General features: G+C 73.5%; 9 protein-coding genes. 8 read left to right on the plus strand and 1 reads right to left on the minus strand.

All coding sequences use genetic code 11. From position 1 onward, the window contains the following. Positions 1 to 187: 187 nt before the first annotated feature. From BXA10_RS08855 to BXA10_RS08865, 3 genes are all read left to right on the plus strand, one after another. Entirely contained in the window at positions 188 to 1,462 is a 1,275-nt protein-coding gene (locus BXA10_RS08855; RefSeq protein ID WP_139337927.1) for a LysM peptidoglycan-binding domain-containing protein, read from the plus strand. Between the two features lie 154 nt (positions 1,463 to 1,616). After that, positions 1,617 to 3,323 carry a S8 family serine peptidase gene (locus BXA10_RS08860; RefSeq protein WP_076469614.1) on the plus strand — a complete coding sequence of 569 codons (1,707 nt, stop codon included), beginning with the start codon at positions 1,617 to 1,619 and terminating at the stop codon, positions 3,321 to 3,323. Beyond that, positions 3,320 to 4,522 (plus strand): S8 family serine peptidase, encoded by a 1,203-nt coding sequence (locus tag BXA10_RS08865; RefSeq protein ID WP_076469616.1) that lies wholly within the window; start codon positions 3,320 to 3,322, stop codon positions 4,520 to 4,522. Before BXA10_RS08860 ends, BXA10_RS08865 begins: the two co-directional genes overlap by 4 nt. 271 nt (positions 4,523 to 4,793) lie before the next feature. Here the strand turns inward: BXA10_RS08865 and eccCa are convergent, their stop codons facing one another. Then, entirely contained in the window at positions 4,794 to 8,726 is a 3,933-nt protein-coding gene (gene eccCa / locus BXA10_RS08870; RefSeq protein ID WP_217696749.1) for a type VII secretion protein EccCa, read from the minus strand. Between the two features lie 221 nt (positions 8,727 to 8,947). Between eccCa and eccD the strand changes: the two genes are divergently transcribed. The 5 genes from eccD (at position 8,948) to BXA10_RS08895 (ending at position 13,074) form a co-directional block, all read left to right on the plus strand. Next, on the plus strand, positions 8,948 to 10,345 hold the full coding sequence (gene eccD, locus BXA10_RS08875; RefSeq protein WP_076469620.1) for a type VII secretion integral membrane protein EccD: 1,398 nt from the start codon (positions 8,948 to 8,950) through the stop codon (positions 10,343 to 10,345). Between the two features lie 3 nt (positions 10,346 to 10,348). Further along, positions 10,349 to 11,755, plus strand: coding sequence for a type VII secretion protein EccB (gene eccB, locus BXA10_RS08880; protein WP_076469622.1), 1,407 nt, complete (start codon positions 10,349 to 10,351; stop codon positions 11,753 to 11,755). Positions 11,756 to 11,895: 140 nt separating this feature from the next. Beyond that, positions 11,896 to 12,246, plus strand: a complete 351-nt coding sequence (locus BXA10_RS08885) for a WXG100 family type VII secretion target (RefSeq protein ID WP_139337929.1) — start codon at positions 11,896 to 11,898, stop codon at positions 12,244 to 12,246. A 38-nt stretch (positions 12,247 to 12,284) separates the two neighbouring features. Next, positions 12,285 to 12,575, plus strand: coding sequence for a WXG100 family type VII secretion target (locus tag BXA10_RS08890; protein ID WP_076469627.1), 291 nt, complete (start codon positions 12,285 to 12,287; stop codon positions 12,573 to 12,575). Positions 12,576 to 12,684: 109 nt separating this feature from the next. After that, on the plus strand, positions 12,685 to 13,074 hold the full coding sequence (locus tag BXA10_RS08895; RefSeq protein WP_076469630.1) for a hypothetical protein: 390 nt from the start codon (positions 12,685 to 12,687) through the stop codon (positions 13,072 to 13,074). The last annotated feature ends 51 nt before the right edge of the window (positions 13,075 to 13,125 follow it).

Consider the following 13,125-nt stretch of genomic DNA (forward strand, 5'->3'; position numbering starts at 1 on the left):
TCGGCCCGTCCACTCGGTCCCATCATCGCCGGGCCGTACGTCGGCCCGACGCGGTTCGCCCGGGGAGAACCGCGTCGCGTACGGTCTGGGCCGAACCTGCGGGGTGAGCGTTCGCGAGGGATGGTGCGGAGTGGGCAGGTGGGTCAGGAACGGGTTGCTCCTCGGTCTCGCGATGAGCCTCGCCCCGATGATCACGCCAGTCGCGGCGCCGGCCGCCCCGGTCCCGGCACATGCGGCCGAGTCGGCGTCGGCCGGTTCCCCGGCGCCCCCGGGCGAGACCCGGTACTACGTGGTCGGGCCGCCCCGCGACGGCCAGCGCGAGTACCTGTACCAGATCGCGGTGCAGACCCTCGGTGACGGCAACCGGTACCGAGAGATCTTCGAGCTCAACCGCGACCGCCGGCAGCCGGACGGCGGCACCCTGACGGACCCACTCACGGCGCTGCGACCCGGCTGGATCCTCGAACTGCCGCCCGACGCCAAGGGCGCGGCGGTACGCGTCGGCCCGCTGCCGTCCCCATCGGACACGCGGCCTGGCGGGCCGGCCGCCGCCGCGGAGGAGGGCACGAACGCCACCCCGTACCTGGTCGGCGCCGCCGGGCTGATCGTGATGGCGGCGCTGCTCGCCGTCGTGCTGCGGCTGGCGCGAGGCGGCCGCCGGCCACGGCCCGCCGACCCGGAAACCGTCGCGCCGGAGACCGTCGAATCGACGGTGCCGGAGGCCGCCGACCCGGCCGAGCCCGCGGAGAGCACCGAGCCGGCGGAGGCCGCCCGGCCGGCCGAGCCCACCGAAGCCGAACCCGACAACGCGGAGCTCCGCCCTGTCCCCCGCCCCGAGGTCGCCACCAACGCCGACGCCACCGGATCCCCCGAGGCCGCCGCCACCACCGTCGTCGAGCGTCCCGTGTCGCTGCTGGCGGCATCGGGGCGGGTGGTGGTGCAACTCGAGTCCCTCGTGGATGCCCCGGACCGGCTCGACGTACGGCTGCTCGGCAGCGCACCCGACGGCATCGCGGAGACGCCCTGCGCCTGGGTCGGTGACGGCCGGCTGCCGGACGCCACCCTGCCCGTCGTCCTCGGCCGGCAGGGCGAGCGGCGGCTCTTCGTCGACCTCGCCGCCGCACCCGACGTCTTCACCATCACCGGCGTGCCGTCGGCGGCCCGCCGGCAGGCGCGCGCCGTCGCCGAGCAGCTCCGTACGGCGGGCGCGACGGTGATCGTCGTAGGCGACGCGCTCGGCCCCGACCTTCCCGCCGAGTACCAGCGGCTGGAGATGTTCCCCGACGCCGACAGCGCGGCACCGGCCGGACCGGCCGTGGTGTTCAGTGGCGGCCTGCGTGGGGCGGAACTGACCACGGCGCGCGCCCTGGCCGCCCGGACCGGCCACCAGGCGGTGCCGGTGCTGGTCGGCGAGGTGGTGCGGTCCCGCTGGTCGGTACGGGTCACCGAGTCCACTCGCTGACGCGAACCGGCGGCGCGACGGGACTGTCACGTTGCTCGACCTCACGGATCGGAATTTGAACCGGTGGGCCTGGCGCAGCGTCGTCGGTGAGGGCGACCGCGCGGTTCCACCACGGGTCGTTCACATGCACACGGCGAGGCGAAGGAGGCCGGCGGTGACGGCGAAGGTGCGGGCCTGGCCCATCCTGCTCGGCAGCGTGGCCCTGGTGGCCGCCCTGCCGCAGGTGGCCGGGCCGGATCAGACATCGGACGCGACCGTCCCGGCGCCGGTGTCCGTCACGGTGTCGGCAACGCCCACCCCGTCCGCGGCCAACGCGGACTCGGACAGTGGCGCGTACGTCAAGTACTACACCGTGGCGTCGGGCCCGGACGGCGCGGAGAGCCTGGCGGCGATCGCCGGACGGTTGCTCGGCGCCGCCAACCGGGCCGAGGAGATCTACCGGCTCAACGTGGGCCGGAAGCAGGCCGACGGTCAGGCCCTGGCGGACTCCCGGCAACTGCGCGCGGGCTGGGCCCTCATCCTGCCCTGGGACGCCGTCGGGGACGGCGTACGCATCGGCCCGTTGCCCACACAACCGTCGTCCGGACCGGACCAGGCGCCGGCCGTACCGCCGGTGAACCCGCCCCGGCCGCCGAAGCCCGGCAAGGGCACCCGCCCGCCGACGTCGTCCCGGTGCGCCAGCTCCGTGCCGTCCCGCCCCGACTCCGGCTGGGCCCAGGAGCGGGTGGCCCCGGACCAGGCCTGGGGCCGTACGCGTGGTGCGGGGGTGCTCGTCGCGGTCGTCGACTCCGGGGTGGACGGCAGCCTTCCGGAGCTCGGCGGGCGGGTCGCGGTCGGCGCGGACATCCCGTCCGGCACCGGCCGCGGCGACGTCGACTGTCTCGGCTCGGGCACCGCGATGGCGAGCATCATCGGCGCCCGCCCCGCCGATGCGGCGGCACCAGCCGGAACCGGCCGGACGCAGCCGGCGACGGTCGCCGGAATCGCGCCGGAGACCACGATCCTGCCGTTGCGGGTGGTCGGCGACGTACCCCAGTCCAAGCCGGCCGACGCCGCGACCGCCATCGAGGTCGCGGTCTCGGCAGGCGCCCGCGTGGTCGCGCTCGGCGCCTTCGTCGACCTCGCCGACCCGGCGGTGGCGGAGGCGATCGGCCGGGCGTCCGAACATGACGTCGTGGTGGTGGCTCCCGCGCCGACCGGCACCGACGCCTCGCCGTCGCCCGCCCCGAAGACCGGGCCGGACGCGTTGCTGCGCGTCGGTGGAGTCGGCCCGGAGGGGCAACCGGCGGCGAACTACCGGCCCTCCGGAGCCGACGTGATCGCGCCGGGCATCGACGTGGCCAGCCTCGGCGCCGGCGGTACGGGGATACGTGCCAGCAGTGGCTCGCAGTACGCCGTCGCCTTCGTGGCCGGCACGGCGGCCCTGGTCCGGTCCGCGTTCCCGAACCTGAGCGCCGCGCAGGTCGTACACCGGATCATGACCACGGCCGACCGGGGCGGACGACCCGACGCGGACCCGGCGACCGGCTGGGGCATGATCGACCCGAACTCGGCTGTCGTCACGACCCTCGCCGAGGAGGCGCCACCCGCGTCCGACGACGGCGGTGGCTCCGGACCGGTGCGGATCCTCATCATCGCCCTGCTGGCCGTGGCTGGGATCGCCGCGATCGCGGTGCTGGCCAGGCGTCCCTCCACCGCCGGTGACCCGGTCGAGGAGACCACCGACGACGCCGACGACACCTCGGGAGACGGGCCCGGGGACGCGGACGCCCCCGGGGACAGGGACGCTGCCGGGGAGGCCGCTGTCCCCGTGACCGCCGCCGGAACGCCGGGAACCGGCGCGGCCGGCGCACGCGAGTGACACGGCCGGGTCGGGCCCGCGCGGTCGTCGCGGCGCTGCTGCTCACCGGAGTCGTCGGCGCGGTGCCGGTGGTACCGGCGCAGGCCCGCGCGGCCGCTGCGGATCCGCCCGCGTTGCCCCAGGTCACCGAGGGCTGCGTGGGCGAGTCACCGGCGGTGGTCGACAGCCCGCCGTGGGCCCTGCGTCGGATGCTTCCGTCGGCGGTGTGGCCGTTGACGCGCGGCGAGGGCGTCGTCGTGGCGGTGGTCGACACCGGGGTGAGCGCCACCGCCACGGCCTTGCGCGGTGCGGTGCGCGCCGGCACCGACGTGGTCGGCTCCGGCGCCGCGGACCGGGACTGCTACGGCCGGGGCACCGCGCTCGCGGGCATCGTGGCGGCCCGCCCCGTGACCGGTAGCGGCTTCGTCGGGATGGCGCCGGAGGCGACGATCCTGCCGATCCGCATCGTCGACGCGAAGGGCAAGGTCGCCCCGGGCGCGATCGCCGCCGGCATCCGGGCAGCGACCGCCGCGAAGGCCGACGTCATCCTGCTCGGTGTCGGCACCACCAGCCCTGACGCGGAGCTTCGTGCCGCGATACGCGAGGCGGTCGGTCGGGACATCGTGCTCGTCGCCGCCGTCTCCGACGAGACGAAACCGACGGGCAGCACCCAGCGGGCGGCTCCGTGGTTTCCGGCCGCCCACCCCGACGTCGTCGCTGTCGGCGGGATCGACGCCAAGGGCGTACCGACCGAGAAGTCCCCGCCCGAGGCCGGCGTCGACCTGTTGGCTCCCGCCGCCGGCGCGGTCAGCGTCGCACCGCGCGGCAATGGGCACTACTCCGTCGCCGGCCCGGCGGTGGCCGCCGCGTACGCGGCCGGAGCGGCCGCGCTGATTCGCGCCCACTACCCGAAGCTGTCCCAGGCCGACGTCCGCCGCCGACTAGAGCTGAGCGCCGAGCACCCGCTCGGCACCTGGCCCGCGCCCGGCGTCGGGTACGGCACCCTCGACCTGTACAACGCGCTCAACGCGCTGGAGCTGGACCGGACCCCGCTGCCGTCCCAGCCCCAGGTCCTGCGGCCGTTGCCGGCGGCCGCGCCGGCCGAGCCGACGAAGCTGATCGCCGGTTCCGTGGCCGCCGGAATGGTTGGCCTGGCCGGGCTCGCGTACCTGTCGGCGATGACCGTGAAGTGGGGCCGGCGCCGCCGCTGGCGCGCCTGACCGGGTCCCCGGGCACCTGGGTCGGGCCGGCCCGCCGCTGACGTCCGCTCAGCCGGCATCCTCCGCCGCTGGCGTGGCAGACCGGCGCGACGCGCCGGCAGATGACGTCAGCCGGTGTCGATCGCGCCGAGCCGCACCACCTCCCGGGCCACCACGTCGGTGGGTGCCGGCGCTGTCGAGCTGCCCCATTTCTGGGGCAGCTCGACAGCGTCCGAAGACCGCTACCCGAGCGCGGCCGCCCGGCGGCAGCACGTCGGCCGGTCACCGGCCGTCAGCCGATGGGCTGCTCCGCCTCCAACGGGCTCCACGCCGTCTGGATCAGTCGCGCGCCTCGCCGGGTGCAGAGCAGCGCCCGTCCGGGAGGCAGGTGACGCGGCTTGGTGTTGCCGAGCAGCGGACCCTCGGTGGGCGGGCAGGAGAGTGCCACGTCCGGGCTGTTGGTCTCCTGCATCCGGCGCAGCAGCGGATCCATCGACATCCGCAGGACGTTGGCCGCACCCCGCGTCAGTACCAGGTGAAACCCGATGTCCGCGCCCTGCGCCAGGTACGGCAGCAGCGGCATCAGTGGACTGTCGTGCCCGGCCAGCAGGTCGTAGTCGTCGACCAGGACGAACAGCTGCGGACCGGTCCACCAGTCGCGGCGGCGCAGCTGCTCCGGGGTGACGTCGGCGCCGGGCATGCGCGGCCCCAGCCCGGCGACGGCGTCCGCCACGGTCTCCCGGGTGGAGTCGGTGGAGACGGAGTACCCCAGGCGGTACTCCTGCGCCACCGAGTCGAACAACTGCCGGCGGTAGTCGACGATCATGATGCGGGCCTCGGCCGGGGTGTACCGGGCCATCACCGCCCGGGCCAGGTGGCGCAGCATGTTCGTCTTGCCGCTCTCGGTGTCGCCCAGCACCGTCAGGTGCGGCACGTCGCCGAAGTCGTGCCAGACCGGCTGCATCCCGGCCTCGTCGAGGCCGAGCGCGATGCGCACGTCGCCCTCCGGCGCGGGCAGCGAGTCGGCGGGAAGCAGCGCGGGCAGGGTGCGCACCGGAGGGGCGGGCGGGCCGTCCCAGAAGTCACCGACCATGGCGGTCAGGCCGCGTACGCCCTCGGTCACGCTGGACGCGTCGGCGAGCCCGTCGATGCGGGGCAGCGCGGCGAGGAAGTGCAGCTTCTCCGGCGTGAGACCGCGGCCGGGCAGCTGCGGCACCGTCGCCGCCAGGCGCAGGTCGATCGTGGAGTCGACCGGGTCACCGAGACGCAGTTCGAGCCGGGTGCCGATCTGGTCTCGCATCGCGTGATGCACTTCCGACCAGCGCGACGCGGTCAGCACCAGGTGGACACCGAAGTTGAGCCCCTGGGCGGCGATCTGCCGCACCGCGCTCTCCAGCGTCTCGAAGTCCTGCCGGAGCGTGAACCAGCCGTCCACGACCAGGAACACGTCGCCGTGCCGATCCTCGGTGACCTGCCCCTCCGCGCGCAGCTTCCGGTAGCTCGCCATGCCGTCCACGCCGAGCTCACCGAAGCGGCGTTCCCGCTCCACGATGAGCCCGGTCACCTCGGCGACGGTACGGCTGACCCGGTCGGTGTCGAGACGTCCGGCGACGCTGCCGACGTGTGGCAGGTCGGCCAGCGCGCCGAGGCCACCACCGCCGAAGTCGAGGCAGTAGAACTGCACCTCGCGCGGGCTGTGGGTCAGGGCCAGGCTGCTGATCAGCGTACGGAGCAGCGTGCTCTTGCCGCTGCGCGGTCCACCGGCGATGCCGACGTGCCCGCCGTTGGCGGAAAGGTCGACGAGGAGCAGGTCCCGCACCTGTTCGAACGGCTTGTCGACGAAGCCCACCGGCGCGACCAGCAACCCGTTGCCGGGCCACTCGACGGCGGTGAGCCCGCGTTCGGGGTCGGGTGCGAGGGTCGGCAGCAGCTGGTCCAGCGTCGGCGAGGCGTCCAGCGGCGGAAGCCACACCTGGTGCGCCGGCGGCCCCTGGTCGACCAGCTGCTCCACCACGACGCTGAGCACGCTGCGTTCGGTGACGGTCTCGTCGCCGTCCACCGCCTCCTCGGCCGCCTGCTCGACCTGCGCCGGCTCCGGCGCGCGGAACGGCACATGGTCGAGCGAGTACGGCACCACCTGCTGCTGCACGATCTCCTGCCGCACCCGGGCGGTCGTGGCCCGGTACGGCCCCGAGACGTACCCGGCCTTGAACCGGATCAGGGTCGACACGTCGGTACGCAGGTACCCGTTGCCCGGGGCGGGCGGCAGCTCGTACGCGTCGGGAACCCCGATGACCGAGCGCGACTCCATCGCGGAGAAGGTCCGCAACCCGATCCGGTACGACAGGTGGGACTCCAGCTGGGCGATCCGCCCGTCGTCGACGCGCTGGCTGGCCAGCAGCAGGTGCACGGCGAGCGACCGGCCGAGCCGCCCGATCATCACGAACAGGTCGATGAAGTCGCGGTGCGTGGCGAGCAGCTCGCTGAACTCGTCGACCACCACGAAGAGGGTGGGCAGCGGGTCCAGCGGAGCACCCTGGGCCCGGGCCCGTTCGTAGTCCAGCACCGAGCTGAACCCGCCGGCCTGCCGCAGCAGCTCCTGCCGGCGGACCATCTCGCCGTGCAGCGCGTCCCGCATCCGGCCGACCAGCGCGGCCTCGTCGGCCAGGTTCGTGATCACCGCCGAGGTGTGCGGGAGCCGGTCGAGGCCGAGGAACGTGGCGCCGCCCTTGAAGTCGACGAGGACGAAGTTCAGCGTCTCCGAGGAGTGTGTGGTGGCCAGCGCGAGCACCAGCGTACGCAGCAGCTCGCTCTTGCCGGAGCCGGTGGCGCCGATGAGCATGCCGTGCGGCCCCATCCCGCCCAGCGCCGACTCCTTGAGGTCGAGCGCGATCGGTTGGCCCCCGGCGTCGATGCCGATGGGCACGCGCAGCCGCTCCCCTGCCGTGCGGGGCGCCCAGAGCCGGGTGAGGTCCAGCTGCCGCACGTCGGGGATCTGCAGCATCGTGCCGAGGTCGAAGTCGGTCTTCAAGGTGTCCGCCGGCGTCTCGGTGACCACACCCAGCCGGTACGGCGACAGCGTCCGGGCCACCACGGCAGCCCGTGCCGTGGTGAGCCGGTCGGGAGTGGCGAGCCGGGTACGCACCTCGCTGCCGACCCGGTCCTGCCGGACCATGCTCAGGTCGTCACCGTCCACCTCCAGGCAGAGCGCGCCCTTCCCGGCGGCCGGCGTCGGGTCGTCCAGGTCGATGAGGACAGCGTTGCGGTAGCCGGCGGTCGCCATCCGGCTGCCGTTGCCCAACCGTCCGCCGTCGCGGATCACGACGACGTAGGGCTCGTCCCGGCTCGGGGCCGCGCCCGGCTCGTAACGGGGCCGGGCCGTGAAGTCCTCGCCGAGCCGCTGCTCCACCTCCTCCACCGTGCTGCCGACCAGCCGCACGGCGCCGGCCGCGTCCTGATCGGTGGGGTGCTGCAGGTGCGGCAGCCACTTGGTCCACTCCCACTCGGCCACCGTGTCGTCGGCCACGCACAGCGCGAGCCTGACCTCCTCGGGAGCGTGGAAGCTCACGAGCTGCACCAGCAGCGCCCGGACGAACGCGCGGGTCTGCTCCTTGTCCCCCGCCGTCCGGATCTGCGCGAAGCCGCGCAGGAACAAGGCGATCGGCTGGTCCTCGATGGTGGTGTAGGCGCGGATGAACCGGCGCAGCGACTTGGCCGCCAACGGTTCCAGGTCCTCGATCGGCTTGGTCTGCATCGGCGTGATCCGCACCGCCAGGCGCTGCTCGCCGGTGCCGACCCGGATCTCCAGGAAGTCCGGGTGGGTGGGGCGCCGCTCCCAGCGCCGCGACGTCATGGCCAGCGACCACAGGGAGTGCGGGTCGGGGTGCTGCCAGTCGCTCGCCTCGCGCTGGCGCAGCACGTGCTGCCGTACCCGCTTGCGATTCTGGGCCAGGTAGCGCAGGTAGTCACGGCGGTCACCGCCGAGACGGGACTTGCGTTCCATCCCGCCGACGGCGATCTGGCCGACCACCAGACCGCCGAGCGCGACGGCCATCAGCGCCAGGATGATCCAGGTGAACGCCCCACCGCTGCGGCTGATGAACAGCAGCACCATGACGCCGGACATCAGCGCCATGGGCAGCATCAGGAACGCCTGCCGCAGCCCGTTGCGTTGCGGCTCGGGCAGGGCCGGTGGCTCCTGGAGACTGATCTCGCCGGACGGCATCTCCGGGCCGTTGCGGCGTGCGGGGCGGCGGAACAGCACCGTACTCAAGGGGCAGAGCCTTCCACGTCACGGGCGTCGCCCGCTTCCTGCGCTCACGTCGGCCCGCGTGGGCCGCCGGCCGACACCTGTATGACGGAGCCGGAGCCGAATCGGGTCAACGCCGTCGCCAACAGTTCGCGGGGAAGTTTGAACCGGCGGCGTCTCCCGGCCGTCGTGAGGGCATGAGCGTCACCGCCCCCGCGGAGATGTGCCGCCTCGTCGTGTCCGGTCCAGGGCGGCAGATCGAGGTGGCCGTACCGGCCAACGTGCTGGTCGCGGACCTGCTTCCCGCTTTGCTCCACCACCTCGGTGACAACCTGGCCGACGCCGGTCTGGCGCACGGCGGTTGGGTGCTGCAACGGCTGGGCGGCCCGCCCCTGGACGAGGAGAGCACCGTCGCGCTGCTCGGCCTGCAGGACGGCGAGACCGTCTACCTGCGTCCCCGCGCCGACCAGTTGCCGCCGGTGGACTTCGACGACCTGGCCGACGGTATCGCCACCGGCGTTCGCAGCCGATCCGGGCTGTGGCGTCCGGAGATGATCCGCTGGACGGCGCTCGGCGCCTTCGTGCTCGTGTCCGGACTCGGCGCCGTGACGCTGGCCCTGCCCGGTCCACCGTTGGCCCGAGCGTTGTGCGCCGCCGCCGTCGCGGTGCTCGCGCTGGCCGGCGCGTTCGGGCTCACCCGGGCCGGCGCCGATCGGCCGTTCGGCCTCGCGTCGGCGGTCACCGCGATCGGGTTCGGCGCGCTGGCCGGGATGATCGCCCCCGACCTGTCCCGCGACAGCTCCCCGCTGGTCGTGGGCAGTCCCGAGGTCTTCACCGCCTCGGTGTCGGCGTTGGTGGTGGCGCCGCTGGCGGCGGTCCTGATCGGCTGGGCGGGACCGCTCTTCGCCGCGGTCGTCGCCTGCGCGCTCTTCGCCGCCGTCGGCTCCGCGCTGTCCGCCTTCGTCGGTCTGGACGCGGGCCAGGCCGCGGCGGTGGTCGCGGTGGCGGCCACCGTGGCGACGGTACGCATCCCGCTGATCGCCTTCCGCCTCGCCCGCATCCACCTGGCGCCGCTGCCCACCGAGCCGGAGCACCTCCAGGAGGACATCGACCCCGAGCCGAGCGAGCGGCTGCTGGAACGTACGGCCGTGGCCGACCGTTACATGACCGGGCTGTACGCCGGAGCGGCGGCCGTGGCCGCTGTCTGCCTGCTTCTCGTCGCCTTCGCCGGTGGTTGGGCCGCCTGGACCCTGCTCGGGCTGGTCGTGCTCGTCCGGCTGCTGGCGCTGCGCCCGATGACCAGCGCGTGGCACCGGCTCGCGCACGCCCTGCCGGCGGTGGCGGGGCTCGCCGCGCTGACCGTGATCAGCCTGGCGCAGGCACCGTCGCTGCTCCGGCTGCTGGCGCCGGTGACGCTGCTGCCGCTGGCCGGCGCGCTGCTCTTCCTGCTGGGACGGCTCCTGCCCAACCGCCGGCTGATGCCCTACTGGGCACGGATCGGCGACGTGGTCCAGCTCACCGCGACCATCGCCATGCTGCCGGCGCTGCTCGCCGTGCTCGGCGCGTACGCGGCCGCCCGGGCCCTGGCGGGCTGAGCCGTGCAGTCCCGCCGTGACCAGGTGCAGGCCCAGACGTACGTGCTGGGCCGGCTGACCGGCGCGTTGGTCGCCGCCGAGCCGGACGGCCTGGAGAACCCGAACCGCCGCATGGTGGTCGGCACGATCGCCGGCGTACTCGTGGCCGCGGTGGTCTTCGTCGGTTTCGTGATCTTCGGATTCTTCTATCCCGGCGGGGCCACCAAGTGGCGGCAGTCGGGCGTCCTCGTGGTCGAGAAGGAGACCGGCAGCCGGTACGTCTACGACGACGGCCTGCTGCGTCCCGTCCTCAACTACAGCTCGGCGCGGCTGCTCTTCGGCGGCGAACCCAAGGTCGTCACGGTCTCTCGGAAGTCGTTGAAGGACGTGGCGCACGGGCAGCCGCTCGGCATCGCCGGCGCACCCGACGCATTGCCGACCGCCACCACCGTCGACCGTCAGGTGTGGACGGTCTGCGCGCTGGCCATGCCGGACGACGCGGGCACGACCTTCACGGCGACCACCGTGCGCATCGAGCAGCCGACCGGCGGCGCGCGCCGGGACCGGCCGCTCGACCCGGACCAGGCGATCCTGGTCACCGCGAACGACCAGAGCTTCCTCGTCTGGCGGGGGCGGCGGCACCGGCTGACCGAACCCTGGTTGGCCCGGGTGCTCGGTTACGACCGCAACGCACTCCCGGTGGAGGCCGGCTGGCTGGAGTCCGTACCGGTTGGGGCCGACATCGCGCCGCCCGACCTGCCCGGACGGGGCAGCGCGGGGCGTACGGTCGACGGTCGGCGCGGCGTCGTCGGTGAACTCTTCACGGCCCGCACCCCGGACGGTGCGGAGCGGCGCTACCTGCTCCAGCAGAACGGCCTGGCCGAGCTGAGCCCGATGGCGTACGCCATGGTGGCCGCCGACCCCGCGACCGCACGGGTGTACGACGGGCAGCCGGTGCGGCCGCGCGAATTGAGCCCTGCCGCCCTGGCCTCGTTGCCGGTCGCCCCGCAGCCGGACTGGATGGCGGCGCTGCCGGCGACCCCGCCCAGCCTGGCGAAGACGCCGGAGCACGGCACGTGGTGCGTACGCCACTCGATGGCGGACGGCGCGGTGGAGGTCACCGTGGACGCGCCCGCCCCCGCGGCCACGACCCTCGCCGACGGGGTCGGCGTCACCCGTACCTCCGCCAGCGCCGAAGCGGTCGCGGTGCAGCCAGGAGTCGGTGGCCTCGTGCTGGCGGGCCGGGCGGACCAGGCCGCCGGGTCGGGCTTCTACCTGGTGACCGACGCCGGAATCAAGTATCCGGTGGGTTCGGGCGAGGTGGCGACCCAGCTCGGCTTCCCTCCGGCGACGGCCCGCCCGGTGCCCCGGCAGCTCCTGGAGATGCTGCCCACCGGCCCCCTGCTGGAATCCGCCACGGGCGGGAGGTGATCGCCGTCCCAGCACCGCCGGTGCGCGCCGGCACCCGATCACTCGCCGGTCGCGACACGACCGGCGAGCGCAAGACACAGGCGCGGTGACGACTCCGCGCGGAGTCGCCACCGAAGACAGCAGACGAGAGGAGCAAGGCCGTGCCAGCTAGTTGGACTCAGCAAAAATCCGACGACGAGACCAGAGCCAGTGTCATCTACGCCTTTCAGCGGATGGTGGACGAGCTGGAGCAGGCGGAGCGGACGGTGATCAACAGTTCCTCGGAGCTCGGTGCCCGCTGGCTGGGCCAGGCGTCCATGCGCTACCAGCAGGGGCTCCAGGAGATCTCGCAGGGGATCGTGGAGATCCGGTCCGGGCTCAGCGACATCAGAGGGGCCATGCAACGGTTCGCCTCGATCACGGACTCCACCGAGGACGACAACATCGCGGCGGCCGCCAGCATCGCGCTGCAGACGGACACCTTCACCCCCAAGGCGAGCTGGACCAACTGATCCTCCGTACGACACCTCAGGCAGGAAGGAAGCGAGCAATGGCCACTTACACCGTCGACCTCTCCGACGTCGACGCCGCGGCGAGCCAGCTGGAGAGCGTCGCCCAGCGGCTGAGCCAGGCCCTGGAGGAACTGAAGTCCCAGGTGCAGGTCTTCGTGAGCAGCAACGCGGGCCAGACGATCACCAACTACGACGATGTCCAGAAGAAGTGGGACGGCGGCATGACGAAGGTGAACAGCGGCACTGCGAAGGCCGTCGCCGAGCTGCGCAAGATCGGCGAGAACTACCACGCCGGTGACCGCCAGGGAGCGACGCTGTTCGTCGCCTGACCGGGGGTCACCCCCGGCACAGGCTGAGCCGGTCGGGCGGCACGGGAGCTCCTGAGCCGCCCGACCGGGACCTGTCCGCAGCGAAAGATCAAGGGAAGGAACCCAGGCGGTGCCGAAAGAGATCAAGATCGACGAGGCGTACCTGCGCGGCGTGGTCCAGAAGCTGAAGGGGATCAGGAACCAGGTCACCACGGTCCGGGCCGGCGCGAATCCCAACGACATGGCCCATCCGCACGGCGGCCACCTGAACAGCCTCGTGGTCCGCACCGGTTCGGACAACTTCGCCGCCGGCAAGGACCTGCGCGAGCGGGTCCGGACCGTGGGCGGCCAGGTCGACCAGCGACTCGCCGCCTACGACCAGAAGCTGTCGAGCTACGGCCAGAACCTCGAGCGCATCATCGCGTCGAGCGACGACATCGAGAACGCCAACACCTCGTACGCCTCGTCGACCGGGCTCGGCAACAACGGTCCGACCGGCACGGGCAGCAACAAGGCCTGATCAGCCCCGATCCAAACCCTCACGACCGTCCTCTCCGCGGTGATCGAAGGT

The organism is Micromonospora avicenniae, assembly GCF_900156065.1.
In the GTDB taxonomy this organism is placed as follows: Bacteria; Actinomycetota; Actinomycetes; order Mycobacteriales; family Micromonosporaceae; genus Micromonospora; species Micromonospora avicenniae.